We start from the raw sequence: 26983 nt of genomic DNA on the forward strand, positions 1-26983 counted from the left end.
GTGGGGTCGTTGACGGAGGGCCGGAAGCGGCGCTTGCGCATTGCCGCCACCGGTCTGCATTGCGTCTATTCTTGACGCTCGGGCAACGCGCCAATTTACGAATTCAGACGCGTTCTTTGCCTTTTCCGCCATGCGCGTCCTTTTTCCACAAGTCGGCGTGCGCGCGCCGCGAAAAGCCCGTCACTTCCCGGCAAAGTCGCCCGGCAAGCGCTTAAGAAAAGCGGGGCCTTTTGCTGCACTGCGGTTGATCGTCGTGCGCCGTTCGAGTGCAACGGCGTCGATAACGGCGCCGTTGTAGTGCCCATTTGTTTAGCTATCCGAGCTTTCCTGATGCCAACCAAGGGTTTAGCCTGATGGCACGGTAGTTGCACTCGTACTCAAAATTGCATGAGCCGCCGCTCCCCCCACGGCGACGCGACATTACATAGATTCGAAGGATTCACTCCTCCCATGTCCACCGATCGCACGGCGTCGTTGTCGCACTTCGCATTCATGCCAGTTCCCAACTTCACCATGATCGCGTTCACCAACGCGATCGAAGTGCTGCGCATGGCGAACTACCTGACGGGACAGACGCTTTACCGCTGGTCGATCGTGAGCCCGGAAGGCGGGCCGGTTAGCGCGAGCAACGGTCTGTCGGTCGACACCGGGCCGGTGGAATGCGTCGGCCAGCCGGATATCGTGTTCGTGGTCGGCGGCATCGACGTGCAGCGCGCCACCACGCCCGCTCACCTGTCCGCCTTGCGCCGCTTCGCGCGCATGGGCAGCGTGCTTGGCAGCCTGTGCACCGGCACTTATGCGCTCGCGCGTGCCGGCTTGCTGGCCGGTTATGCATGCGCGATTCATTGGGAGAACATGTCGGCACTGAAGGAGGAGTTTCCCGATACGCGCTTTCTGAAAGAGCTATTCGTCATCGATCGCGATCGCGTCACCTGCACGGGCGGCGTCGCGCCGCTCGACATGATGCTGAACCTGATCGCGCCGCGTGTGGGCACCGCACGCGTCACGCAGATCGCCGAGCAGTTCATCGTCGAACATGTGCGCGACACCAGCGCGCAACAGAAGATGCCGCTGGTCGCGCGGCTCGGCTCGGCCAACAAGTCGCTGTTCGAAGTGATCTCGCTGATGGAGAACAACATCGAAGAGCCGCTGTCGCGCGAAGAACTCGCGCGTCTTGCGGGCATGTCGCAACGGCAATTGCAGCGGCTATTTCGCGAGCATCTCGGGATGACGCCCACCCATTACTATCTGACGCTGCGTTTGCGGCGCGCGCGCGAGCTGCTGCTGCAAACGGATATGTCGATCATGCATATCACGATGGCTTGCGGCTTCCAGTCCGCCTGCCACTTCTCGAAGAGCTATCGCGATGCGTTCGGCACGGCGCCGACGCGCGAGCGGCGCAAGCAGGCGCCTTCGCTGGCCGCGGTGCCGGTGATGGCCGCCTGAAGCATCTGGTGGCGCTACGCATAATCGACTTCACTTTGCATCAGCGCCATTCATCACCGCAAAAACAAACGCGCTGAACGGGAAGCCGCTCAGCGCGTTTGTCGTGATCGTGCTTCAGGGCACGCTCGAGCGTACCCTCAAGCAGCCTTCAACAACCCATGCGGGTCGATCACGAACTTCCTCGGCGCACCGCCATCGAATTGCCGGTAACCATCGGGCGCTTCGTCGAGCGACACCACCGTCACGTTGACGATATCCGCAATCGGCAAACGGTCCCACAAGATCGCCTGCATCAGATTGTGGTTGTACTTCATCACCGGCGTTTGCCCGGTGTGGAACGAATGCGACTTGGCCCAGCCGAGCCCGAAACGGATGCTCAGGCTGCCTTTGCGGGCGGCCGCATCGGCGGCACCCGGGTCGTCGGTCACATACAGGCCCGGAATGCCGATCGCGCCCGCCGCGCGCGTGATTTCCATCAGCGAATTGAGTACCGTGGCCGGCGCCTCCTCGTGCGCGCCGCTGCTGCCGTGGCCGTGCGCCTCGAAGCCGACGCAGTCCACCGCGCAATCCACTTCGGGCTTGCCGAGTATCTGCTCGATCTGTTCGCCGAGCGTCGCGTCCTTCGAAAGATCAATGGTCTGAAAGCCCATCTTGCGCGCATGCGCTAGACGCGCCTCGTTCATATCGCCGACGATCGTGCAGGCCGCGCCCAGCAATCTCGCTGACGCCGCCGCGGCCATGCCCACCGGCCCCGCGCCCGCGATATACACCGTCGCGCCGGGTTTCACGCCCGCCATCACCGCGCCGTGATAGCCGGTCGGCAGAATGTCGGACAGACACGTGAGGTCGCGGATTTTCGACATCGCCTGCGCGCGGTCGGGAAACTTCAGCAGATTGAAGTCCGCGTACGGCACCATCACGTACTCGGCCTGGCCGCCGATCCAGCCGCCCATGTCCACGTAACCATACGCGCCGCCCGCCCGCGACGGGTTCACGTTCAGGCACACGCCGGTGTGCTGCGCCTTGCAGGTCGGGCAGCGTCCGCACGCAACGTTGAACGGTACGGACACGAGGTCGCCGATTCTGAGCGTTTCGACGTCGCGGCCTACCTCGATCACCTCGCCGGTAATCTCGTGGCCCAGCACGAGGCCGACTTCGGCGGTCGTGCGGCCTCGCACCATGTGCTGATCGGAGCCGCAAATATTCGTGCTCACCACTTTCAGAATCACGCCGTGGCCGATCGACCGCCCGCGTGGATCGACCATCTTCGGATAGTCGATCGACTGCACTTGCACCTTGCCCTGCCCGAGATACACGACGCCGCGATTGCTGCTCATTGTCCGTCTCCATGTCTTGTGAGCGGCGTGACCGAGTGCGGGTTGTCAGCGCGGCACGCCGTTCAACGAGCGTAGCGTGCACCGGCATCGAGCACATGTATCTGACGCGACACAGGTTTGGCTGGAACCGACAAGCGGAGGAACGTCAGTTTTTATTGATTGACCGTTCAATATAAATAAACTTATCATGCGCCATCGACTCCATGCGGGCAGCTCGCACCTGGGTGCGCTCCCACCTCCAGCACCATGCCCAAACTCGGAATGCGCGAAATCCGCCGCGCGCAGCTCATCGACGCCACCCTGCTCACGATCGACCAGAGCGGCCTCGCGGGCGCGACGGTCGCCTCGGTCGCACAACGCGCGAGCATTTCCACGGGCATCGTCAGCCACTATTTCGGCGACAAGGACGGTCTGCTCGAAGCCACCATGCGTCACGTGCTGCGCGATTTGTGGCAGGCCACCGCGAGCCGTCGGCGGGCGGCGAAGGCGGACCCGCGCGCGAAACTGCGCGCGGTGGTCGCCGCGAATTTCGACGCCGCGCAAACCAGCGGCCCGGTCATGAAAACGTGGCTCGCGTTCTGGTCCGAGAGCATGCACAAGCCGCAGCTGCGGCGGCTGCAATACGTGAACACGCGCCGCCTGAACTCGAATCTGTGCGCAGATTTTTCGAAGGCGCTGCCGCGCGCGGCGGCGCGCCGTGCGGCGAGCGGCCTCGCGGCGCTGATCGACGGCTTGTGGCTGCGCGGCGCGCTGTCGGGCGAACCATTCGACACCAGGGCGGCGCTACGCGTCGCGAACGACTATATCGACCTGATGCTGACGGCGCGCAATCAGGCCGGCGGCATTTCCTGAAAGGAGCACGTGATGGCGGTATTCGCAACGCAACGTCTGTACATAGGCGGCGCTTACGTCGATGCAACCAGCGGAGAAACCTTCGACACGCTCGACCCCGCCACCGGCGAGACGCTCGCGAGCGTTGAGCAGGCATCGGCGGCCGATATCGAGCGCGCCGTGCTAACGGCGCAAGCCGGGCAACGCGAGTGGGCCGCGCTCACGGCGATGCAGCGCTCGCGCGTTCTGCGTCGCGCGGTGGACCTGCTGCGCGAGCGCAACGACGAACTTGCGTTGCTCGAAACCCGCGACACCGGCAAGCCGATCGCCGAAACGCGCGCGGTCGATATCGTCACCGGCGCCGACGTGATCGAGTACTACGCGGGACTCGCCACCGCGATCGAAGGCCAGCAGATTCCGCTGCGCCCGTCGTCGTTCGTCTACACGCGCCGCGAGCCGCTCGGCGTATGCGCGGGCATCGGCGCATGGAACTACCCGATCCAGATCGCGTGCTGGAAATCGGCACCGGCGCTCGCGGCCGGCAATGCGATGATCTTCAAGCCAAGCGAGATCACGCCTTTGTCGGCGTTGAAGCTCGCGGAGATCTACACCGAGGCTGGCGTGCCGGCGGGCGTATTCAACGTCGTCCAGGGCGATGGCCGGATCGGTGCGATGCTCGCCGCCCATCCTCACATCGAGAAGATTTCGTTTACCGGCGGCGTCGAAACGGGCAAAAAGGTGATGTCGCTTGCCGCGTCGTCGTCGCTGAAAGAAGTGACGATGGAGCTCGGCGGCAAGTCGCCGCTCCTCGTGTTCGACGACGCCGACCTCGAGCGCGCCGCCGACATCGCGATGAGCGCCAACTTCTTCAGCGCGGGGCAGGTCTGCACCAACGGCACGCGCGTGTTCGTGCAACGCAGCGTGGTCGCCCGGTTCGAAGCGTTGCTGCTCGCGCGGGTCGAACGCATCCGCGTGGGCGCGCCCACTGACGCGGATACGAACTTCGGCCCGCTCGCAAGTGCCGCGCAATTGCGGAAGGTGCTCGGCTATATCGATAGCGGTGTGCAGGAAGGCGCGCGCTTGCTGGCGGGCGGCCGGCGCCTGACCGAAGGTCATTTCGCCCGCGGCCAGTATGTCGCGCCGACCGTCTTCACCTGTTGCCACGACGACATGCGCATCGTGCGCGAAGAAATCTTCGGCCCGGTGATGAGCATCCTCGTGTTCGACGACGAGGACGAAGCGATCGCGCGCGCGAACCTTACCTCCTATGGCCTCGCCGCGGGCGTTGTCACCGAAAATCTCTCTCGCGCGCACCGGGTGATTCATCGCCTGGATGCCGGCATCTGCTGGATCAACACGTGGGGAGAGTCGCCCGCGGAAATGCCGGTGGGCGGCTACAAGCAATCGGGTGTCGGTCGCGAAAACGGCATCACGACGCTCGCACACTACACGCGCATCAAGTCCGTGCAAGTCGAACTCGGCCCCTATCAACCGGTGTTCTAAGGAGTGGCGGCGATGGCCTCGAACGAATACGACTACATCATCGTCGGCGCGGGTTCCGCGGGCAACGTCCTCGCGTCGCGCCTCACCGAAGACGCCGACGTGACCGTGCTGCTGCTCGAAGCAGGCGGCCCCGACTACCGTTTCGATTTCCGCACCCAGATGCCGGCCGCGCTCGCGTATCCGCTGCAAGGACGCCGCTATAACTGGGCATACGAGACGGACCCCGAACCGCACATGAACAACCGGCGCATGGAGTGCGGACGCGGCAAGGGGCTCGGTGGCTCGTCGCTGATCAACGGCATGTGCTACATCCGCGGCAATGCGCTCGATTACGACGGCTGGGCCGCGCGGCCTGGTCTCGAGACCTGGACCTATCTGGACTGCCTGCCGTATTTCCGCAAAGCCGAAACGCGCGACATCGGCGCGAACGCGTATCACGGCGGCGACGGCCCGGTACACGTAAGCACCAGCAAGCCGGGCAACAACCCGCTCTTCGCCGCGATGGTCGAGGCCGGTGTGCAGGCGGGCTTTGCGCGTACCGACGATCTGAACGGCTATCGGCAGGAAGGCTTTGGTCCGATGGATCGCACGGTCACGGCCAACGGCCGGCGCGCGAGTACCGCGCGCGGCTATCTGGATCGCGCGAAAACGCGGTCGAATCTGACGATCGTCACGCATGCGGTAACCGAGCGCGTGCTGTTTTCGGGCAAGCGCGCGGTCGGCGTCGCGTATCTGCGTCATGGCACGGCGGCGAACGTGCATGCGCGCCGCGAAGTGCTCGTGTGCAGCGGCGCAATCGCGTCGCCGCAACTGCTGCAGCGCTCCGGCGTGGGCCGCTCGACCTGGCTGCGCGAGTTGGACGTGCCGCTCGTGCACGATCTGCCGGGTGTCGGCGAGAATCTTCAGGACCATCTGGAGATGTATATCCAGTACGAATGTAAGGAGCCTGTGTCGCTCTACCCCGCATTGCAGTGGTGGAACCAGCCTGCCATCGGACTCGAATGGATGATCAACGGCACGGGCATCGGCGCCAGCAATCAGTTCGAAGCGGGCGGCTTCATCCGCACGCGCGACGATGATCCGTGGCCGAACCTTCAGTATCACTTCCTGCCGGTCGCCATCAACTACAACGGCTCGAATGCGATCAGGATGCACGGCTTCCAGGCGCACGTCGGCTCGATGCGTTCGCCGAGCCGGGGCCGCGTGAAGCTCACCTCGCGCGATCCCAATGCACACCCCAGCATCCTGTTCAACTACATGGCCGATCCGCTCGACTGGCGCGAATTCCGCGACGGCATCCGCATCACGCGTGAAATCATGCGTCAACCGGCGCTCGATCGTTATCGTGGCCGCGAGCTGAATCCCGGTGCCGAACTGAGCACCGACGCGCAACTCGATCAGTTCGTACGGATGCGCGCGGAAACGGCGTTTCATCCGTCGTGCTCGTGCAAGATGGGCTATGACGACATGGCGGTGGTCGACAACGAGGGCCGCGTGCATGGCATCGACGCGCTGCGGGTCGTCGATGCGTCGATCATGCCGCGCATCACGACCGGCAATCTGAACGCGCCGACCATCATGCTGGCCGAGAAGATCGCCGACCGGATTCGCGGGCGGGACGCGTTGGCACGTGTCGATACGCCTTACTTCGTCGCGAAGCGAGTCGCCGGTTTTGCTTGAGGGCAAATATAAGGCAACCCCACGAAGGATCGAAGATCCGGACCGCGGTCACGACTGACCCGACCGCCCGCTCAGCGCGTCACAGTTTAGCTACCCGAAAACCCGAGCCCACGCCGCGCGAAGGCGTCGCGCCCGATCTTCGAAGATATATGACGCGGCCAACGTGAGGAGAGCGGAGACCACACCGGTCACGATGTGCTCCACATAGGGGATGCGGTAGTGGCTCTCGTGACCATAAGCGTCGCCTATCGCCGTCAGCAAACCGACGAGCAGCGCATTGCTATATCGGTGCTTATAGAATCGGGCCGCAGGCGTGAAAGTCAGCAAGACCGCCAGCAGCCCGGTCAGCAGACCTGTCTGCAAGGCGATCGTCCAGTGGGCGAGGCTCATGACATTGCCCCAGCTGCCGGGCATACAGGTCATGCACGCGCTGGTCGGCTGCCAGAAACGCTGGATAAACAACCGCAGGCGGCGCTTCCATTCGCTTGACACGATCGATGTCCTCGGCAATGCCGACACCGCCGTGCGTTTCCTCGGCGCGGCGTCAAGGCGTTCCGGTGAGCCCGCTTCCGGCTCATGGACCGACGTGCGCACGGGCACCCGATCGCGCTCGGGCGGGAATCTGAGCCTGGTAGCGATATTACTCCGCACCCACTGCATGCGCACCTCAGCCGGCTCCGGTGTTCGGCCTGCGACTCACGATCCGCCAAACCAGTTATAGCCCTGATCGACCCAGTAGCCCCCCGGAAACGTGTTGGTCACGAAAATCTCGATGATGTGCTTGGGATTCTTATAGCCGAGTTTGGTCGGCATTCTGAGCTTCATCGGGAAGCCGTATTTGGCGGGCAATTGCTGACCGTCAAAGGTAAAGGTCAACAGCGTCTGCGGATGCAGCGCCGTGGGCATATCGATGCTTTCGTAGTAGTCGTCAGCGCATTTGAAGCCGACGTATTTCGCCGACGTGTCCGCACCGACACGCTTGAGAAACGCCGCGAACGGCGTGCCGCCCCATCGGCCGATCGCACTCCAGCCTTCGACGCAGATATGCCGCGTGATCTGTTCGGCCTTCGGCAATGCGTCAAGGTCGGCAAGCGTCCAGTCCTTCCTGTCCTGCACGAGGCCGCTGACTTTCAGGCGGAAATCGCCGCCATCGACGTGCGGCACATCGTCGATCCCATAGAACGCATTGAACGGGAACGGACGTGTGATCTGTGCTTCGGTGTAGGTCGGTGCGAGACGGTTCGGGTCGAATAGCCAGCCCTGCACGCGGTCGTTCATTGCCGACACGCGCGATAGAAACGTCTCGACCGATTTATCGTCCGACAGGCTGCATCCGGTCAGCATCGCCAACCCGCCCAGTGTGATGATGCGTTTGCCGAACAGGCGCCGTGACGGCATATCGAGCTCACGCCGCACGTCGATGCTGAGCGACTCGCGATCGACGCCCGATCGCGACGGTTTGAATGGCTTCACAGGAGTAGTCCTCGGTTAGCGGCCACGAATCATCGTGAGCAACGAGCGCGGCACGAGCGCGACCATCGTCAGGTGAATCACGATGAAACCGGCCAGCAGCGCCATCGCGCAGAAGTGAACCACGCGCGCGTTGTCATATCCGCCCATCAGTTCGCGCAGTACCGGAAACTGCACCGACTTCCAGATCGCGAGCCCCGATACGATCAGCACGGCTATGTCGAACATCACGAACAGGTAAGCGAACTTCTGCACTGCGTTGTAGCGGCTCGGGTCCGCATGCGACAGGTGGCCTTTCAAGGCTTCGCGCAGGTCGTGCAGGACCGCGCGAGGCGACAGCGGGAAAAACTTCGACCGGATGCGGCCCGTGACGAGGTTCATCGCCAGATAAAAGAGTGCGTTGAAGAACAGCAGCCACATCGCCGCGAAGTGCCATTGCAACGCGCCGCCGAGCCAGCCGCCGAGCGTGAGGCCGGTCGGGATCGTGAAACCCGGGAACACCGGGGAGGCGTCGTAGATTCGCCAGCCCGACAGTATCATCAGCACCACGGCCAACGCGTTGAGCCAGTGCGCGATGCGCACCCATGCGGGTTGCAGGGTGCGTGTCGCGTCGGGCAATGCACCAGATTGGGGGAGAGCTTTCATTCCGAATCTCCGTGAAGCCTCGAGGCTCAGGTGCGTTCGCCGCAAGATGCCGGGAACGCACCTGTGCGCCTTACTTGCTCATCGCGTCGTCTTTTTTCATTGCGTCGTCTTTTTTCATCGAGTCCTGTTTCATCTTGCTGCCGTGCTTCTTCATCGAGTCTTTGGACATCGAGTCTTTGGACATCGAATCCTTGGCCATCGAGTCCTTGCTCATCGTGTCTTTCGACATCGAATCGTTGGACATGGCGCCGCTCGCCTGGGCGAACACCGAACCACCGCTGACGAGCAAGACTGCGGCGACTGCTGCGATTGCAATGCGTTTCATGGCAACTCCTGGAGTGTTGTTGGTCGGGCCGCCGTCGCTCATGGCTATAGCCTGTGGCCGGCCCGTGGGTATCAAATAGACTGCTTTGCGGCAACTACCGATGCGTCGTCATCCCGCATCTGTGAGGTAGTTCGCTGCGTGTCCCGGCGCGGTTACAGCACGTGCGAAGTTTTTTCTCTTCAACAGACAAAAAGAACGCACGCGATGCAGTCCTGGCCGCCAACGCCCCAGGCGATGGAATAAAATCCTGTTTCCTGTAACCGACGTCCCCGATGAATCGAACTAACGATATCACCGCAGCGCAGGCAAAAGAGGCCCATCTGCGAGCCCTGTTCCTGCGCGGCCTGGACGGAGACGCCGCTGGCTATCGGCAATTCCTGACGGAACTGGGCGCGCACCTGCGTGGCTTCCTGCGGCGGCGCCTTCACGACAGCGCGGCCGATGTGGAGGATCTGGTGCAGGAAATATTGCTGGCAGTTCACAATGGACGGCATACGTATCGCGACGAGCAGCCGCTGACCGCGTGGATTCACGCCATCGCGCGCTACAAGCTGACGGATTACTTTCGGGCGCGCTCGCGCCACGAAGCGCTCAACGATCCGCTTGACGATGCATTCGAATTGCTCGCCGCGCCCGATCTCGAACCGGCGCAAGCCCGGCGCGACGTGGGCAAGCTGCTCGAACAGTTGCCCGATCGTCAGCGTCTGCCGATCATGCATGTCAAGCTCGAAGGGTTGTCGGTGACCGAAACCGCGCAGTTGACCGGCTTGTCGGAGTCCGCGGTCAAGATCGGCGTGCATCGTGGACTTAAGGTGTTGGCCGCAAAGATTCGAGGAAGCCGATGAAAACGGATGAATTCATTTCTCTGCTGGCGACCGGTGTCGCGCCGATAGACCGTCACGCGCTCACGAAACGCTTTGCCGTCGCGGTGCTGAGCGGCGCGGCCGGTGCGACGCTGATCATGGCGGTGTTGCTCGGCGTGCGGCGCGACCTCGCCGAAGTCGCGCTCACGCCGATCTTCTGGGCCAAGGTCGCGTTGCCGCTATGTCTGATGCTCGGTTCGCTCTGGATGTCGACACGGCTCGCGCGGCCGGGGGTGCGCACCGGCGCCAGCGGCTGGGTGATCGCCGCGCCGGTCGCAGCGGTGTGGCTGGCCGGGGCGTATGTTTTGATGGGCGCACCGGACGACGGCCGGCTCGCACTCGTGCTCGGAAAAACCTGGCGCGTCTGCCCGTTCAATATCGCGATGCTGTCGGTTCCGGGCTTTATCGCCGTGTTCCGGGCGCTCAAAGGACTGGCGCCGACCCGGCTCGCGCTGACGGGCGCCGCGGGCGGCTTGCTGGCGGGCTCGACCGCGACGCTCGCCTATTGCCTGCATTGCCCGGAGATGGGCATTCCGTTCTGGGGCGCGTGGTATCTGCTGGGGATGCTCGTGCCGACGGTGATCGGTGCGCTGCTCGGCCCGCGGCTGTTGCGCTGGTAGTCGGCGCGGCACACTCCACAAGATTTTCTTTACCCTCGCGCAACTTATCCTCGATTGTCAGCGCGCAGCAAAAGCCGGATAGTGCGGCTTGGCCAACCTGCCGGCCGACATCCAGGGAAACGCTGCCAATGAAGTCCAAAACAATCAGTCTTATCGCAAGCATCGTGTTTGCGCTGAGCACGGTGCCATCCGTGAGCCGCGCCGCCGATGCCCCGCTCGAGCGGATCAAGCCCACCGTCGACGCGGCCATTGAACCGCTCATGTCGAAATACCGCATTGCGGGGATGGCGGTCGGCGTGATCGTCGAGGGCAAGCCTTACGTGCTCAACTACGGCGTCGCGTCGACGCAAACCGGCAAGCCGGTCACGCGCGATACGTTGTTCGAACTCGGCTCCATCAGCAAGACATTCACGGCGACGCTCGCGTCTTATGCGGGCTTGAACGGCAAGCTGTCTTTGTCGGACCCGACGGAAAAGTATCTGCCGTCGCTGCGCGGCACGCCGTTCGGCAGCGTGAGCCTGCTCAACCTGGGCACGCACACGCCTGGCGGGCTGCCGTTGCAGGTGCCCGACGACATCCACGACAACGACCAGTTGATGCAGTACTTCGCCGCATGGCGGCCCGCCTATGCACCCGGCACGCAGCGCACGTATGCCAACCCCGGCATCGGCACGCTCGGCCTGATCACGGCGAAGAGCATGGGACAGGATTTCACGGCGCTGGTCCAGCAAACTGCGTTTCGCGCGCTCGGCATGACGAGCAGCTACTTCGACGTCCCGAAAGCGAAAATGCCGGACTACGCGCAAGGCTATACGAAGCAGGACGCGCCGATCCGCGTGGCGCCCGGCGTGTTGTCCTCCGAAGCCTATGGCATCAAGTCGACGGCGACTGACATGCTGCGCTTCGTTGCGGCGAACATGGATCTGATCCCGCTCGACAGCACGCTCCAGCGCGCGATCACGGCGACGCACACGGGCTACTTCAAAGCAGGCGTGCTGACGCAGGATCTGATATGGGAGCAGTATCCGTATCCAGTCGCGCTGAAAACCTTGCAGGAAGGCAATTCATCGGAAATGATCCTGCATGCGACGCCTGCCGCCGAAATCAGGCCACCGCAACCGCCGAGACAGGATGTATGGATCAACAAGACCGGTTCGACCAACGGCTTCGGCGCGTATGTCGCGTTCGTTCCGGAAAAGCATCTGGGCATCGTCATGCTCGCGAACCGGAACATCCCGAACGACGCACGCGTGAGCGCCGCTTATCAGATCCTCACGGCGCTCGCGGGCAGCGGGCATTGAAGGCGGCGCGCTGAGCGACGAGCGCGGGCGCTGTGCATGCCCTGCCCTGCCCGGCGCCCGCCGACGCTCATTCCCGCACCGGACTCAACGCCCCATGCGGGTCCGCTTCGACCGCTTCCGACACGAGCGTCTCCAGCGCCAGCCCGCGCGTTTCGATCCCGAGTATCCACACCGCGGCGGCCGCGATCACAAAGCACATTGCGCCGAGCGAAAACACCCCGCCCTGGCCGAACATCGGCAGCACGACGCCGACCACATACGGCCCGATCAGCGACCCTACCCGGCCGATCGCGGACGCGAACCCCGAGCCCGTGGCACGCGCGCCGGTGCCGTAGAGCTCGGGCGTGTACGTGTACAGCACGGCCCACATCGCGAACAGAAAAAACTGCATCGCGAGCCCGGCGCAAATCAGCAGCGTCGGCGTTTGCGCGTGAAGCGCGGTCTGTCCGTAGACATAGGCCATCACCGCGCTGCCGGCGAGCGACGCGATACAGGTCGGCTTGCGGCCCCAGCGCTCGACGAGCCACGCCGCGCAAATGAAGCCCGGAATCCCGCCCAGCGAAATCAGCACCGTGTACAGCACCGACTTCGCCACCGCAAAACCGGCCTGCTGCATCAGCGCACCGAGCCACGACGTCAGCCCGTAAAAACCGAGCAGCGCGAAGAACCACAGCGTCCACACCATGATCGTGCGGCGCCGGTAGGCCAGGCTCCAGATCTCGCGGAACGCACCGCCGCCCTTCGCCGCAGCCGGTTCCGCGAGCACGGCCGGTGCGCGCAACTGGCTCAGGCTCTCCGCGCGCATCACCTTCACTTCGATGTCGGCGAGAATCCGGTCGGCTTCGGCATGGCGTCCGCGATGTTCGAGCCAGCGCGGCGACTCCGGCACCACACGCCGCACGATCAGCACGAACACCGCGGGAATCGCGAGCAGCGCGAACTCGGTGCGCCAGCCGAAGGCCGGCAGCACGAAGTACGACACCACGCCGGAGGCGATGAAGCCGAGCGGCCAGAAGCCGTCCATCAGCGCGATCAACCGTCCGCGCGAGGCGGCCGGCACGAACTCCGACAGCAAGGTCTGCGCGATCGGAAACTCCATCCCCATGCCGACGCCGAGCAGCACGCGATAAAAGATCAGCGCCTCGACGCTCTGCGCGGTCGAACACAGATACGACGCGAGGCCCCACAGCACCATGCTCCACTGAAAGACCGGCCGGCGCCCGAAGCGATCGGCGAGCAGGCCCGCCACCGCCGCGCCGATCACCATGCCGAAGAAGCTCGCGCTGGCGACGAGCCCCGTGGTCGCGGTCGATAACTGGAACTCGCTTTTGATCGAGCCGAGCACGAACGTCATAGTGCCGAGGTCGACGGAATCGAAGAAAAACGCAATCGCGATGATGACGAAGATGGTCCGGTGATAACCGGAGAACGGCAGTCGTTCGAGCCGGGCAGCGGCGCTCGAGCGTGGCTGAAAAGCGGTAGACATGTCATCCCCTCGTTGATGCGGCCGCAGCCGCGTGAGTGTTCCGGGCAGCGTTTTCAGTAGACGTCGACATAAATCGTCCACATAGAAGGAATGCGTCATCGCAATGGAACGGGGACGTCGCGTTGGCCGCCCGGCACGCGGGCGCGAAGGACGCAAAGGCGTTAGGAACGCAAGCGCGCACGCGCGGCACCGGCGATGCGCGCGAGCGTGTCCGCACTCAGGCGTGCGGCGATTTTTTCGACGTATTCGTGATGGTGCGTCTGCAGCGGCGCGCCGAGTTGTTGCGCGAGCAGATAACGGATCAGCGCGATGCGCCGGTGCCGCAGCACGATGCTCTGATCGAGCAGCGCGAGCGCGGCAGCGGCGTCGCCTTCATGGCACGCGCGCTCGGTGAGGCGCGCGGTGGCTAGACGCGTCGACGGCATGGCATGGGCGGGAGTCGCACGAGACCGGATGCGCGGCGAGCGATGCGTGCGCGCACCGCTCGCCGCGCGTTACGCCATCAGCGGCTCGGCCGCGTCGAGCATGATCTTGACGAAGTAGTCGGCGAAGCTGCGGCGCACGACGATCTCGAAGCTGTCCGCGCCGGTATGCAGCAATGTCATCGATGCCTTGAAATAGTGGCTCTGCGCGCATTGCCCGTCGCCGAACAGTTTCGGATGCAGGTCGAGCGGGCAACCGCGCGCCAGCACGTCACGCACGCGCACGCCGCTGATTTCGAGCACCGTATAACCGCTTCCGACATCCACCGCCGACGCGAACACACCGCTCAACCCCGCGCCGAGTTTCGCCTGCAACGGCGCGGTGCGCGCGGCATCGTGCGCGGCGGCCGAGCGTACGAGCCACTCGTCCGGGCCGAGCCACAGCATGTCGTAGCCGTTGCCGCGCGCGACCGTGTTCGCCTTCTCGGGCGGCTTGCAACCGATCACGCTCTGCACCGCATTCACGAATGCCGCGTCTCGCGTGTCGCCACGCACGTTCACGAGTTCCAGAAACGGCCGCTCGCTCAACCTGAAAGCGGCGGATGCCGTGGCCTGATGCTTCTTCAGCAACGCACCCGCGCCCACCAGCGGCGACTCCTGCCATACACCCGTTTGTCCACCCACGGCGCGATCCACGATCGATGCCATCCCGCCTGTTTCATTCCACATGTTGACGTGCTCCTTCGCTGTCGTAGAACACCGAACTGGTGACCCTGGCCGCGATCTGCTTGCCGCTCGACAGCGGAATCGTGACCGTTGCGCCGATCTTCTCGAGACCGCCTTTCACGACCGCCATCGCGATCGAGCGCTTCAGGATCGGGCTGTAATAGCTCGACGTGACGTGCCCGAGCATCGGCGCGGTGTCGCCCTGAAACGGCCCGGCGACGATCTGCGAGCCTTCCGGGATCACGAACGACGGATCGTCCGACAGCAGTCCGACCAGTTGCTTGCGCCCCGCCTTCGCGGTGTCCGAGCGCGTCAGCGAACGCTTGCCGAGAAAGTCCTTCGACTTCGCGACGAGCCCGCCCATGCCGAGGTCGTATGGCGTCATCGAGCCGTCCGTATCCTGGCCGACGATGATGTAGCCCTTCTCCGCGCGCAGCACGTGCATCGTTTCGGTGCCGTACGGCGTGATGTCGAATTCCGCGCCTGCGGTCATCAACGCTTCCCATACCGCGCGCCCGACGTTCGCCGGCACGTTCACTTCATACGCGAGTTCGCCCGAGAAGCTGATGCGCATCACGCGCGATGCCGCGCCGGCCACCGTGCCCTCGCGATAGCTCATGAACGGAAACGCCGCGTTCGCGAAGTCGATGTCGTGGCAGACCTTTTGCAAGACCTTGCGGCTGTTCGGACCGACCACGGCAAACGTGGCCCAGTGATCCGTGACCGAGGCGAGCCGTACGCGCATGTCCGGCCATTCCGTTTGCAGCCAGCGTTCGAGCCACGTGAGCACGCGCGCCGCGCCGCCGGTGGTGGTCGTCATCATGTAGTGCTGGTCGGCCAGACGCACGGTCACGCCGTCGTCGAAGATCATGCCGTTTTCGTCGAGCATGAGGCCGTAGCGGCACTTGCCGACTTCCAGCTTGGTCCACGGATTCGTATAGACCCAGTTCAGCAGCTTCGCGGCATCGGGGCCCTGAATGTCGATCTTGCCGAGTGTCGACGCGTCGAGTATGCCGACGCTCGTGCGCACCGCGAGCGATTCGCGCGCGACCGCCGCGTGCATGTCCTCGCCTGCCTTCGGGTAGTACCAGGGCCGCTTCCAGTTGCCGACGTCCTCGAACGCCGCGCCGTTTTCGACGTGCCATTCGTGTACGGCCGTCTTGCGCACCGGATCGAGAAACTCGCCCAGCTCGCGGCCCGCAAAGGTGCCGAAGGTGACCGGCGTGTAGTTGGGCCGGAAGGTGGTCGTGCCGGTCTCGGGAATCGTCTTGCCGAGCGCCTGCGCGAGAATCGCCATGCCGTTGATGTTGCCGAGCTTGCCCTGGTCGGTGCCGAACCCCATCGCGGTGTAGCGCTTCACGTGCTCGACGGATTCGAAACCTTCGCGGGCGGCGAGAAAAATATCCGCGGCGGACACGTCGTTCTGGAAGTCGACGAACTGTTTGGCCCCGCGCGTCGCCAGCTCGCGGCCGCCGACCAGCCACAGCGGCGCGATCTTCGCCTCGCTCAGCTCGGCCACCTGCAGCGGAGTCGGCCGCGCGACGATGTGACCGGCGGCGCGCGCCGCCTCGACGCCCGCATCGACGGCAAAGCGGATGCCCTGCCCCAGCGTGAAGTCGCCCGCGCACGCGCCAACGCTCGTCTCCGCCTGCATCGCCTTGCCGGGCACGAAGCAGGCCTTGTCGTCATGCCAGTGCGCCTTGCCGCCCGACTGCGCGAACAGGTGCAGCACCGGGCTCCAGCCGCCCGACATCGCGAGCAGATCGCATGGCAATGCGCCCTGCTGCGCGCCGACCTGTCCGTCCGAATACGACGCCACGTCGACCGACGCGACGCGCAGCTTGCCGTGCGCCGCCGTGACGACCGCGCCGTTCATCACCTTGATGCCGTGGCGGCGGGCCAGCGCTGGCAACGTGCCCTTCGATTCGCCCGCACGCGGATCGATCACCGTCACCTGCGCGCCGGCCGCCTTCAGGTCGAGCGCGCATTGATAGCCGTCGTCGTTGTTGCTGAACACCACCGCGTTGCGGCCCGGCAGCACCGCATAGCGATGCAGATAGGTCGACACCGCCGACGCCAGCATCACGCCGGGCAGATCGTTGTTGCCGAACACGATCGGCCGTTCATGCGCGCCGGTTGCGAGAATCACGCGTTTCGCGCGGATTTTCCACAGCAGCTCGCGCGTTCCCTTGCGTTGCGATACCGGCAGATGCTCGGTGAGCCGCTGCGTGACCGTCACGAGGTTATGGTCCTGGTAGCCGAACGCGGTGCTGCGGGACAGGATCTTCACGTCGGGCATTTGCCGCAGTTCGTCTTCGAGCTTTTGCACCCATTGCAGCGCGGGCTTGCCGTCGATCTCCGCGCGGCACGACAGCAGCGAGCCGCCGAGTTCCGCCTGATCGTCCACCAGCGTCACGCGCGCGCCCGACAATGCCGCCGCGTGCGCCGCCGCGAGACCGGTCGGCCCGCCGCCGACCACCAGCACGTCGCAATGCGCAAAGCACTTGTCGTAGCGGTCCGCGTCGGTCTGCTCGGGCGCCTTGCCGAGACCGGCCGCGTCGCGGATCGCTTCTTCGTACTTCGGCCAGAATTTGCGCGGCCACATGAAGGTCTTGTAGTAGAAGCCCGCCGGAATGAAGCGCGCGATCTTCTGGTTGATCGCCATGCGGTCTTTCTCGATGCTCGGCTTCGCGTTCACGCTGGTGGCGACGAGTCCCTGATACAACTCCACTTCGGTCGCGCGCGCATTCGGCACCGTGTAGGCGCCGGTTTCGAGTTGCACGACCGCGTTCGGCTCCTCGACACCCGCTGTCACGATGCCGCGCGGCCGGTGATACTTCCAGCTACGCGCGACGAAGTGCACACCGTTCGCGAGCAGCGCGGAGGCCAGCGTGTCGCCCTGATAGCCCTGGTATCTGACGCCGTTGAACGTGAAGCTGAGCGCAATCGCGCGGTTGATGCGCCCGCCGCTGGGCAGTCGGTCTTTCTGGCTCATGATGCTTTGCCCTCTTGTGCTTTGGCGTCGTTGCCCTCCATGGCGAGTAGCGGACGCTCGAACGTCTCGTAGCCCTGGATCTCGTAGCTCACCGTGTCGCGCTGCGCCTTGAACCAGCGCCGGCAGCCCTGCGTATGCAGCCATTGCTCGCGATGCACGCCGCGCGGGTTCTTGCGCATGAACAGGTAGTCGCCCCATTCCTTGTCGGTGAGCGCGTCGGTGTCGAGCGGACGGGCGATATCCGCTTCGCCGCCGCAAGAGAATTCGGTTTCGGCGCGGGGACCGCACCACGGGCATTCGATCAGCAACATGTGTGGGGCTCCGTTAGTGAGTTAGTGAGCCACGGCCGCCGCGCCGTGCTCGTCGATAAGATGACCGGTATAGAACCGCTCCAGCGAAAACGGCGCATTCAACGGATGCGGCTCGTCCTTTGCGATGGTGTGCGCATAAGCCCAGCCCGAACCCGGCGTCGCCTTGAACCCGCCCGTGCCCCAACCGCAGTTGAAGTAAAGGCCCTTCACGTCGGTCTTGCTGATGATCGGGCACGCATCCGGCGACACATCCACGATGCCCCCCCACTGGCGATTCATCCGCACGCGCGAGAACACCGGGAACATTTCGACGATCGCTTCGAGCGTGCCTTCGATGATCTGGAAACTGCCGCGCTGCCCGAAGCCCGTGTACTGATCGACGCCCGCGCCGATCACCAGATCGCCCTTGTCGGACTGGCTGATGTACGCGTGCACCGCGTTCGACATCACGACCGTATTGACGACCGGCTTGATCGGCTCGGACACGAGCGCCTGCAGCGGATGGCTCTCCAGCGGCAAGCGCACGCCGGCCATGTCGGCGAGCGTCGAGGTATTGCCCGCCGCGACCACGGCGACCTTCTTCGCCTTGATGAAACCCTTCGTGGTATCCACGCCGACCACCTGGCTGCCGTTGCGGCGAATGCCCGTGACCTGGCAGTTCTGCACGATGTCGACGCCCGCCTGGTCCGCGCCGCGTGCGAAGCCCCAAGCCACCGCATCGTGCCGGGCCACGCCGCCGCGCCGCTGGATCGATGCGCCGAGCACCGGGTAGCGGCTGTTCAGATTGATGGTCGGCTCGATTTCCTTGATCTGCGCAGGCGTGAGGAATTCCGCGTCCACGCCGTTCAGGCGGTTCGCGTTCACGCGGCGCTCGGTGTCGCGCACGTCCTGCAGCGTGTGCGCGAGGTTCATCACGCCACGCTGGCTGAACATCACGTTGTAGTTGAGATCCTGAGAGAGCCCTTCCCACAGCTTCATCGCCTTCTCGTACAGCGCGGCCGATTCGTCCCACAGGTAATTCGAGCGCACGATGGTCGTATTGCGCGCCGTGTTGCCGCCGCCGATCCAGCCTTTCTCCAGCACGGCGACATTGCGCACGCCGTGTTCTTTCGCGAGGTAATACGCGGTGGCGAGACCATGCCCGCCGCCGCCGACGATCACGACGTCGTATTCACGCTTGGGCTCGGGGCTCTTCCACTGTCGCTCCCAGTTCTCGTGATACGACATCCCGTTGCGCAACAGGCTGAATATCGAATAGCGGCTCATCGTGGGTCCTTGTCAATGCTGTCTTAACTGCTGCCTGGTGTTGCGTATGCATGCTTCACTGAAACTTCAACACTCGATCACGTTCACGGCCAAGCCGCCGCGCGACGTCTCCTTGTACTTCGTCTTCATGTCGGCGCCCGTTTCGCGCATCGTCTTGATCACGTTGTCGAGCGACACATAGTGCTGGCCATCGCCTTTCATCGCCATGCGCGCGGCGTTGATCGCCTTGATCGCGCCCATCGCGTTGCGCTCGATGCACGGAATCTGCACGAGCCCGCCGACCGGATCGCAGGTCATGCCGAGGTTGTGCTCCATGCCGATCTCGGCAGCGTTCTCCACCTGGGCCGGCGTGCCGCCCATCACGGCGGCGAGCGCGGCGGCGGCCATCGAGCAGGCCACGCCCACTTCGCCCTGGCAGCCCACTTCGGCGCCGGAGATCGACGCGGTTTCCTTATAGATGATGCCGATTGCCGCGGCGGTCAGCAGAAAGTCGACGATGCCTGCGTCGCTCGATGCATGCATGAACTTCACGTAGTAATGCAGGACCGCAGGAAGCACGCCGGCCGCGCCGTTGGTCGGTGCGGTGACGACACGCCCGCCAGCCGCGTTCTCTTCGTTGACGGCCATCGCGTACAGGTTGACCCAGTCGAGCATCGAGAGCGGATCGCGCAGCGACTCCTCCGAGCGCGCCCGCAGTTGCGCGCACAGATCGGCCGCGCGGCGCTTCACGTGCATCGGACCGGGCAACTCGCCGCGCACCTTGCAGCCGCGTTCGACGCAAGCGGCCATCGTGCGCCAGATCGTCAGCAGCCCGTCGCGCACTTCGTGCTCGGGGCGCGCCGCGCATTCGTTGCGCAGCGTCACCGCGGCGATCGACAAACCGGTCTCGCGGCATACGCGCATCAGGTCGTCGCCGGTACGAAACGGATACGGCACGTCCGCGCCGGCGCGCACGCCGTTCACGCGATCGCCTTCGCGATTGACCACGAAGCCGCCGCCGATTGAGTAATACTCTTTTTCCACCAGCAACTGGCCGTTTTCGTCGAATGCCTGAAAACGCACGCCGTTCGGATGCACGATGCCGGAGCCCAGCGCGCCCAAGGTGCCGGGCACGCCCGGCATCAGCTTGCGAAAGAAGCCGAGGTGCTCGCGCTCGTCGAAGGCCACCGGGTGCTTGCCGAGCAGCCTCAATTGCTTCGTCTCGCGGATCGCCCGCAGACGCGGCTCGATCTGGTCCGGGTCGATCAGATCGGGCAGATTGCCTTCGAGCCCGAGCAGCGCGGCCTTATCCGTGCCGTGCCCTTTACCGGTCGCGCCGAGCGAACCGTACAGTTCGACTCTCACGCGGCGCACGAAGCCGAGCAGGTTCGCGTCTTCGATATGCGAAGCGAAGCGGCATGCGGCGATCATCGGCCCGACCGTGTGCGAGCTCGAAGGACCAATGCCGATCTTGAACAGATCGAAGACGCTGACGTTCATGGCGTGCCTTCTACGTTGCGGGCGTTGCGCTGCCTCGGTGGAGTAGTTCCTATTGCACCGCAAGGCAACCTGAATCGATAGAACAAAAACGGCATGACAGTGGGATAGTGGCGTCAAGCGGCCCGCCCGCCAAGCACGGCGGCGTATTTGCGATGACTTCTGACGCATTTTCGACAGGCGTCCAGGTTGCGGCTGGCGATGCTGACGTTGCACTGGATGCGCCGCCGGATGGGTTATGAAAAGCGTCCGACGGTCCTCGTCAAATGCGGGTAAACCGCCCAGTGAAGCACCCGCCATCCCCAGTGCTATGCTTGACTCCGCCCTTTCCCTTGCCGCCTGCATGCATGAATTCCGCTGAACCGCTTCCCCCTCGATCGATCGACGGCACCTCGAAGCAGCGCATCCGCTTCGGCATCATCCTGTTGCCCAACTTCACGCTGACCGCGTTCGCGGGTTTCGTCGACCTGTTGCGCCTGTCCGCGGACGAAGGCGATTTCAGCAAACCGGTGCGCTGTTCGTGGAGCGTGCTGGGGGAAACCCTCGCTCCCGTGCGCGCGAGTTGCGGCATCCAGATCACGCCGTGGGAAACCTTCGAGAACGCCGAACCGTTCGATTACGTCGTGGTGGTCGGCGGGCTGCTGCATTCGGGGCCGGCCGCGAGCGACGCGACGCTCGCGTTCATTCGCCGCGCCGCCGTCACCGACGCGACGCTGGTCGGCATGTGCACCGGCGTGTTCTCGCTGATGCGCGCGGGCGTGCTCGACGGCCACCGCATCTGCGTGAGCTGGTTTCACTACTGGGATTTCATCGAGCGTTTTCCGTCGGTGAATGAAGAAGCGCTGGTCGCCGATCGACTGTTCGTGATCGACCGGCGGCGCATTACGTGTTCGGGCGGACGCGCGTCGATCGACGTGGCCGCGGCAATCCTGCTACGCCACTTCGAAACCGCCACCGTGCAAAAGGCGCTGCGCATCCTGCTCGTCGACGACCTGCAGAAAGGCAACGCGCCGCAGCCGCATCCGCCGGGGCTCGCGCCGGCCACCCATCCGAAGGTCAAGCGCGCGATCCTGCTGATGGAGCAGCACGTGGGCCGTTCGCTGCCTCTCGACGAACTCGCGCGCAAGCTCGACCTGTCGCCGCGCCAGCTCGAACGGCTTTTCAAGGCGCAAACCGGCAAGGCGCCGCAGGCCTACGCGAAGCAGGTGCGCTTGCGCACCGCCGCGTGGCTGCTGACGAGTTCGGACAAGACGGTCGCCGACATCGCGTCGAGTTGCGGCTTTTCGGACGCTTCCCATCTGGGCCGAGAGTTTCGCAAGCAGTTCGGCTTGCCGCCGGTCATGTACCGTGAACAGCGTGGCACGGCGGCGCAAGTTGAAGACGGCTCCGGCTACGACGAAACATTTCCGGGGCGGGCTCAAGCGATTTGATGCGGGGCGTTGGCGGGGCGCACGCACGGTTGCACGTTTGGTGCGTATGGTTCGCTCGCGTTGGACGGCATGGCGTTCGCCGTCGCCCTGTCACTGTGCCTGCATGCCGCTGCCACGGGCCACCGCCCGCGGCAACGTGAACACTAAAAGCGCTCACTGCCCCGCTATATAAGCCTTCACCGCGGGCAAACCGTCCTTGCCGTCGAACGTCTTCACACCCGCCAGCCACTTGTCGAGCACGCCCGGATTGTCCTTCAGCCACGCGCGCGCGGCCTTGTTCGGATCGGTCCTGTTCATGATCGGCAGCATCACGTGATTCTCGATGTCGGTCGTGAACTGCAAGTTCGACAGCAGTTTCGCGACGTTTGGACAGCGCGTCGAATAATCGTTCGACGTGACCGTCAGCACTTTCGCTTCGCCGTAGTTCGGACCGAACACCGCGTCGCCGCCGGACAGATAATCGATCTTCATCTGCACGTTCATCGGATGCGGTTCCCAGCCGAGAAACACGATCGGCTTCCTGTCGCGAATCGCGCGGTTCACCTCGACCAGCATGCCCGCCTCGCTCGACTCCACCAGCTTGAACTTGCCGAGCCCGAACTGGTTGCTGTCGATCATCTTCCGGATCTCCGCATTGCCGTCGTTGCCCGGCTCGATCCCATAGATCTTGCCGTCGAGCTTGTCGTAATTCTTCGCGATGTCGGCGAACGTCTTGATGCCCGCCTGATACGTGTAATCGGGCACCGCCAGCGTGTACTTCGCGCCGGTCAGGTTCGGCGGCGTCAGCACGGTGATCTGACCGCCCTTTCTGAACGGCTCGATCATCGGGTCCATGGTCGGCGACCAGTAGCCGAGAAACACGTCGATCTGTTTGCCCTTCACGCCCGCGAAAGTAATCGGCACCGAGGCGATCGTCTTGCTCGGCTTGTAGCCGAGTCCTTCGAGCACTGTCGACGCGAGGCCGGTGGTCGCCGCGATATCGGTCCAACCGACATCCGCGAAACGGACGTTGCGGCAGGTGGCGGGTTCCGCGGCAAAGGCAGACGATACAGACAGCGCGCACAACGACGCGGCCCACAGACGTTTCATGGCGTTCCCTCTCCCTCGGATGGTGGATCAAACTGATTGTGTCGATCGACCCGGTTGCACCGGATCGATGTTTTCTCACGCCGACAGCCGCCGCTCGACACTCGGCGCATGGCCGAATTGCGCGCGGTACGCCTTGCTGAAATGACATGGCGAATGAAAGCCGCACACCGCCGTGACCCGCGCGATCGACGCGTCCGTATTGCGCAGCAACTCGCGCGCGCGTCGCAGACGCAGCGTCAGGTAGTAATGCGTCGGCGAGACGTTGAGAAACATCTTGAACATGCGCTGCAAATGGCGTTGCGACAGACGCACGAGGCGCGCGAGTTCGTCGAGCGACAACGGCTCCTCGATATTCGCCTCCATCAGCCGCACCACTTCGACCAGTTCGGCGCGCGAGAAGCCGACCCGCGCGTCGACGGGGATGTGCTGATAGTCGGTCGAGCCGCGAATCCGTTCGACGATGAACTGCTCGGACACCTGCGCCGCCACCGCATGGCCCAGACGCATGCCGACCAGCTTGAGCATCAGATCGAGCGGCGCGGTGCCGCCCGTGCAGGTCATCCGGTCGCGGTCGATCACGAACAGCTCGTCGGCAAAGCGCACATGCGGATAACGCTTGTGCAACGGCGACATGTCCTCCCAATGCACGGTGGCGCGATACCCGTCGAGCAGGCCGGCGGCCAGCAGCGCGTAGGGCCCCGTGCAGATGCCGCCGAGCGGAATGCCTTGCGTGGCCACCTCGCGCAGCAACGCGAACACCGTTTCGTCGACGTAATCGCGCACGTGCCAGCCGGCACAGACGAACAGCACGTCAGGCATGCCGGCTTCGGCGAGCGTCGTGGTCGGCTTCACCGTGATGCCGTTGCTGGCGCGCGCGGGTTCGCCGTCCGGCGTGATGACCGACCACCGGTAATGCTGCGCGCGGCCTACGTAATTCGCCATGCGCAGCACTTCGACCGCGCTCGTGAAGGCGATCATTGAAAAGTTCGGCAGCGTCAGAAAGCCGACGTGCGCGAGCCCCGCCAACCGCGAATCCGCCTTGGGCTCGGCCGGTGTGAGCGCGTCGCGCTTCATCGGCGGCTCAACCGTGTTGCGCGGCCGGCGCGCGGCGCACTTTCATCACGCTGCGCAAGCCCGACAGCAGCGGCGCGCGCGCCATGCCCGGCGCGCGGCCGAAGCTCTCCGTGATGCGGTCCAGAATGATCGCGAGCATCACCACCGAGAGGCCGCTTTCGAAACCGAGTCCGATATCGAGCCGCTGAATGCTTGCCAGCACGTCGTTGCCGAGACCGCCCGCGCCGACCATCGACGCGATGATCACCATCGACAGCGCCATCATGATGGTCTGGTTCACACCCGTCATGATCGATGGCAGCGCATTCGGAAACTGCACCTTGTAGAGCAGTTGCCACGGCGTGCAGCCGAACGCCTGGCCCGCTTCGACGATCTCGCGGTTCACGTGCTTGATGCCGAGCGAGGTCAGTCGCACCGCGGGCGGCATCGCGAAGATCACCGTCGACAGAATGCCCGGCACGCGGCCGAGGCCGAACAGCATGGCGGCCGGAATCAGATAGACGAACGCGGGCATGGTCTGCATCAGGTCGAGCACGGGGCGCACGATCATTTCGACAGTGCGGCTCTTCGCCATCCAGATGCCGAGCGGAATGCCGAGCAGCAGGCTGATCACCGTCGACGACAGCGTGAGGCCGAGCGTGATCACCATCTGATCCCAGAAGCCGGTGCTGTAGATCAGCAGCATCGCGAGCAGCGTGAACAGGGCGAAACGCCAGCCGACCCGCCACAGGCCAACGCCGATGAAGAACGCCATCAGCGCCCACATCGGCACGGCCTGCAAGCCGTGTTCGACGAGCGCCGCGAAACTCTCGATGACTTTGCCGATCGCGTCGAACGTCTTCGCGTCGTGGTCGAGCAGATAGTGGACGCCGTGATCGACCCAGGCGCCAAGCGGAATGATTTCAGACATGGGAACCTCGATGGCGCGTGAGAACGTTCAACACGTTCGTCTTGTTGACCGAACCACAGTAAGAGCCGTCCGCTTCGACGACCGGCAGGGGCGCGCGGCTCGCCACCACGCGTTCGACCACATCGTCGAGCGGCGTGCTGCGGCGGATGCACTCGATCTGGTTGAGCAGCGGCGACGCGCTGCCGAGCGCATCGCGGCACACGAAGCCGCGAATCTTGCGTTCACTGTCGAGCACGAACGCGTAGTCGGCGCTGCCGTTGAGCGTGGCCGCAACGCTCGACGCATCGATCTGCGGCGAGTGCTGCATGAGCGGCACGGCGTCGGTCTGCATCAGATCGCCCGCGGTCAGGTAGCGGCTCGTGTCGATGCCCTCGAAGAACGCGCGCACATAGTCGTCGGCGGGATTCGTGATGATTTCCTGCGGCGTGCCGATCTGCACGACCCGGCCGCCTTCCATGATCGCGATGCGGGTGCCGATGCGCATCGCCTCTTCCAGATCGTGCGACACGAACAGGATGGTGCGCTGCTGCTCGCGTTGCAGTTCGAGCAGCACGTTCTGCATTTCCTTGCGTTTGAGCGGGTCGAGCGCGGAAAACGCTTCGTCCATGATCATCAGCGACGGGTTGACCGCGAGCGCCCGCGCGAGTCCGACGCGCTGCTGCATGCCGCCCGAGAGTTGGGCGGGCAGCTTTTCCGCGAACGGCGCGAGGCCGACCTGCTCGAGCACGGTCATCGCGCGCGTTTCGCGTTCCTTGCGCCCGACCCCCGCCACTTCGAGCCCGAACGCGGCGTTGGAGAGCACGGTGCGCTGCGGCATCAGCGCGAACGACTGGAACACCATGCTCATGTCCTTGCGGCGCAGCGCGATGAGTTCCGAACGCGGCACGCTTGCCACATCGCGGCCGTCTATCAGCACCTTGCCCGCCGTCGGTTCGACCAGCCGATTGATCAGACGGATCAGCGTCGACTTGCCGGAGCCGGAGAGGCCCATGAGCACGAAGATCTCGCCTTCCTTCACGTCGAACGAGACGTTGTGGACGCCGACGATCTGACCGGTGCGCGCAAAGACGTCCTCTTTGGTTGCGCCGGCCGCCAGCATGGCGAGCGCCTCTTTCGGGCTGGAGCCGAACACCTTGCACAGCCCTTCGACCACGACTTTCGGGGAATTCATTGAACGCTCTCCTGTGTCGACCGGACTTGGCGCTTTAGCGCTTAGTCCGGTCCCATCCTTCATGGGTGTCGACTGGACTTAGCGCTTTAGCGCCTAGTCCGGTCCCATCCTTCGGGTGTCGACTTAGCGCTTTAGCGCCTAGTCCCGTCCCATGCACGAAGTTGCTTGCGTCGCGGACGTCCGTCCGCGCTGTGCATACATAGTTGCCAGAAAAAAGTGCGCGTTGCCGACTATTTGCGACAACCACATGAGGAAATACGACACCTGGTGGGGGGCGGAGGCTGCCTCGTGGTCGCGGGAGGCTTATGGGGTAAGGGTTTAGACGGTGTTGCCTGGGCTTGGCGGGGATGTCGCGTCAAAGCAGATATGCATGGCGCGGGGCAGCAAATGTGTGGGTGCCGCGAGCGCCGCAGGGGGATGCGGCCGCACACCCATGTGGGTCGATGCGATGCGGCTAATCCGGCGAGCGGCCTCGGTACTGCCGGCGCCGTGTTCCGTCGAGTCGCGAATACGCAGCAACGCTAACTCGCGAGGATTTGCGCACTACGCGCCGTCTTTACGGCGATTGCCGGAGACAGCGTTGCATTGTCGAAGGTGCAGCAGCGG

General features: G+C 64.2%; 24 protein-coding genes. 8 read left to right on the plus strand and 16 right to left on the minus strand.

The genetic code is table 11. From position 1 onward, the window contains the following. The first annotated feature begins 450 nt into the window (after positions 1–450). Positions 451–1446 (plus strand): GlxA family transcriptional regulator, encoded by a 996-nt coding sequence (locus HV770_RS29625; protein ID WP_175165095.1) that lies wholly within the window; start codon positions 451–453, stop codon positions 1444–1446. A 137-nt stretch (positions 1447–1583) separates the two neighbouring features. Here the strand turns inward: HV770_RS29625 and fdhA are convergent, their stop codons facing one another. Continuing rightward, positions 1584–2783, minus strand: coding sequence for a formaldehyde dehydrogenase, glutathione-independent (gene fdhA, locus HV770_RS29630; RefSeq protein ID WP_175165096.1), 1200 nt, complete (start codon positions 2781–2783; stop codon positions 1584–1586). 246 nt (positions 2784–3029) lie between these two features. On the opposite strand from fdhA, the gene betI reads away from it, so the two are divergent. Genes betI through betA form a run of 3 tightly spaced genes read left to right on the plus strand, consistent with a single transcriptional unit; the run spans position 3030 to position 6797 of the window. Next, positions 3030–3635, plus strand: a complete 606-nt coding sequence (betI, locus tag HV770_RS29635; protein ID WP_175165097.1) for a transcriptional regulator BetI — start codon at positions 3030–3032, stop codon at positions 3633–3635. A 12-nt stretch (positions 3636–3647) separates the two neighbouring features. Continuing rightward, positions 3648–5117 (plus strand): betaine-aldehyde dehydrogenase, encoded by a 1470-nt coding sequence (gene betB / locus HV770_RS29640; protein ID WP_175165098.1) that lies wholly within the window; start codon positions 3648–3650, stop codon positions 5115–5117. 12 nt (positions 5118–5129) lie between these two features. Then, positions 5130–6797, plus strand: coding sequence for a choline dehydrogenase (gene betA / locus HV770_RS29645; RefSeq protein ID WP_175165099.1), 1668 nt, complete (start codon positions 5130–5132; stop codon positions 6795–6797). Positions 6798–6887: 90 nt separating this feature from the next. On the opposite strand, the gene HV770_RS29650 is transcribed toward betA, so the two are convergent. The 4 genes from HV770_RS29650 to HV770_RS29665 all read right to left on the minus strand — a co-directional run bounded on the left by HV770_RS29650 (position 6888) and on the right by HV770_RS29665 (position 9237). Further along, a complete protein-coding gene (locus HV770_RS29650) occupies positions 6888–7289 on the minus strand; it encodes a hypothetical protein (RefSeq protein ID WP_175165171.1) in 402 nt (133 codons plus the stop codon). A 204-nt stretch (positions 7290–7493) separates the two neighbouring features. Further along, on the minus strand, positions 7494–8270 hold the full coding sequence (locus HV770_RS29655; RefSeq protein ID WP_175165100.1) for a molybdopterin-dependent oxidoreductase: 777 nt from the start codon (positions 8268–8270) through the stop codon (positions 7494–7496). A 15-nt stretch (positions 8271–8285) separates the two neighbouring features. Beyond that, positions 8286–8912 (minus strand): cytochrome b/b6 domain-containing protein, encoded by a 627-nt coding sequence (locus HV770_RS29660; RefSeq protein WP_175165101.1) that lies wholly within the window; start codon positions 8910–8912, stop codon positions 8286–8288. Between the two features lie 70 nt (positions 8913–8982). Next, positions 8983–9237, minus strand: coding sequence for a pentapeptide MXKDX repeat protein (locus HV770_RS29665; RefSeq protein WP_175165172.1), 255 nt, complete (start codon positions 9235–9237; stop codon positions 8983–8985). A gap of 272 nt (positions 9238–9509) precedes the next feature. Between HV770_RS29665 and HV770_RS29670 the strand changes: the two genes are divergently transcribed. The 3 genes from HV770_RS29670 to ampC all read left to right on the plus strand — a co-directional run bounded on the left by HV770_RS29670 (position 9510) and on the right by ampC (position 12021). Further along, a complete protein-coding gene (locus HV770_RS29670) occupies positions 9510–10082 on the plus strand; it encodes a sigma-70 family RNA polymerase sigma factor (protein WP_175165102.1) in 573 nt (190 codons plus the stop codon). Then, positions 10079–10720: a DUF1109 domain-containing protein gene (locus HV770_RS29675; RefSeq protein ID WP_175165103.1), complete on the plus strand. Its 642-nt coding sequence runs from the start codon at positions 10079–10081 to the stop codon at positions 10718–10720. The genes HV770_RS29670 and HV770_RS29675 overlap by 4 nt, the downstream gene beginning before the upstream one ends. A gap of 128 nt (positions 10721–10848) precedes the next feature. Further along, on the plus strand, positions 10849–12021 hold the full coding sequence (gene ampC / locus HV770_RS29680) for a class C beta-lactamase (protein WP_175165104.1): 1173 nt from the start codon (positions 10849–10851) through the stop codon (positions 12019–12021). 67 nt (positions 12022–12088) lie between these two features. Here the strand turns inward: ampC and HV770_RS29685 are convergent, their stop codons facing one another. The 7 genes from HV770_RS29685 to HV770_RS29715 form a co-directional block, all read right to left on the minus strand. Then, complete coding sequence (locus tag HV770_RS29685; protein WP_175165105.1) at positions 12089–13507, minus strand: MFS transporter; 1419 nt, start codon at positions 13505–13507, stop codon at positions 12089–12091. 161 nt (positions 13508–13668) lie between these two features. Continuing rightward, on the minus strand, positions 13669–13932 hold the full coding sequence (locus HV770_RS29690) for a hypothetical protein (RefSeq protein ID WP_121322070.1): 264 nt from the start codon (positions 13930–13932) through the stop codon (positions 13669–13671). A 69-nt stretch (positions 13933–14001) separates the two neighbouring features. After that, on the minus strand, positions 14002–14658 hold the full coding sequence (locus HV770_RS29695; protein WP_175165106.1) for a sarcosine oxidase subunit gamma: 657 nt from the start codon (positions 14656–14658) through the stop codon (positions 14002–14004). After that, positions 14648–17650, minus strand: coding sequence for a sarcosine oxidase subunit alpha family protein (locus tag HV770_RS29700; protein ID WP_175165107.1), 3003 nt, complete (start codon positions 17648–17650; stop codon positions 14648–14650). The genes HV770_RS29695 and HV770_RS29700 overlap by 11 nt, the downstream gene beginning before the upstream one ends. Then, positions 17647–17961, minus strand: coding sequence for a sarcosine oxidase subunit delta (locus tag HV770_RS29705; protein WP_175165108.1), 315 nt, complete (start codon positions 17959–17961; stop codon positions 17647–17649). Before HV770_RS29705 ends, HV770_RS29700 begins: the two co-directional genes overlap by 4 nt. Positions 17962–17982: 21 nt before the next feature. Beyond that, positions 17983–19227, minus strand: coding sequence for a sarcosine oxidase subunit beta family protein (locus tag HV770_RS29710; protein ID WP_175165109.1), 1245 nt, complete (start codon positions 19225–19227; stop codon positions 17983–17985). A 66-nt stretch (positions 19228–19293) separates the two neighbouring features. Next, on the minus strand, positions 19294–20706 hold the full coding sequence (locus HV770_RS29715; RefSeq protein ID WP_175165110.1) for an L-serine ammonia-lyase: 1413 nt from the start codon (positions 20704–20706) through the stop codon (positions 19294–19296). A gap of 344 nt (positions 20707–21050) precedes the next feature. On the opposite strand from HV770_RS29715, the gene HV770_RS29720 reads away from it, so the two are divergent. Then, positions 21051–22133, plus strand: coding sequence for a GlxA family transcriptional regulator (locus HV770_RS29720; protein WP_175165111.1), 1083 nt, complete (start codon positions 21051–21053; stop codon positions 22131–22133). A 153-nt stretch (positions 22134–22286) separates the two neighbouring features. Here HV770_RS29720 and HV770_RS29725 read toward each other — a convergent pair whose 3' ends face one another. From HV770_RS29725 to HV770_RS29740, 4 genes are all read right to left on the minus strand, one after another. Further along, positions 22287–23222: a choline ABC transporter substrate-binding protein gene (locus HV770_RS29725; protein ID WP_175165112.1), complete on the minus strand. Its 936-nt coding sequence runs from the start codon at positions 23220–23222 to the stop codon at positions 22287–22289. Between the two features lie 75 nt (positions 23223–23297). After that, positions 23298–24296, minus strand: a complete 999-nt coding sequence (locus tag HV770_RS29730; RefSeq protein ID WP_175165113.1) for a GlxA family transcriptional regulator — start codon at positions 24294–24296, stop codon at positions 23298–23300. Positions 24297–24303: 7 nt separating this feature from the next. Further along, the gene (gene choW, locus HV770_RS29735) at positions 24304–25206 is read right to left on the minus strand and encodes a choline ABC transporter permease subunit (protein ID WP_175165114.1); all 903 of its coding nucleotides are present in this window, start codon (positions 25204–25206) and stop codon (positions 24304–24306) included. Next, entirely contained in the window at positions 25199–26377 is a 1179-nt protein-coding gene (locus HV770_RS29740; RefSeq protein WP_121322049.1) for a quaternary amine ABC transporter ATP-binding protein, read from the minus strand. The genes choW and HV770_RS29740 overlap by 8 nt, the downstream gene beginning before the upstream one ends. Positions 26378–26983 lie beyond the last annotated feature (606 nt).

Origin of the sequence: Paraburkholderia fynbosensis (assembly GCF_902859935.1) — a bacterium.
Taxonomy (GTDB): Bacteria; Pseudomonadota; Gammaproteobacteria; order Burkholderiales; family Burkholderiaceae; genus Paraburkholderia; species Paraburkholderia fynbosensis.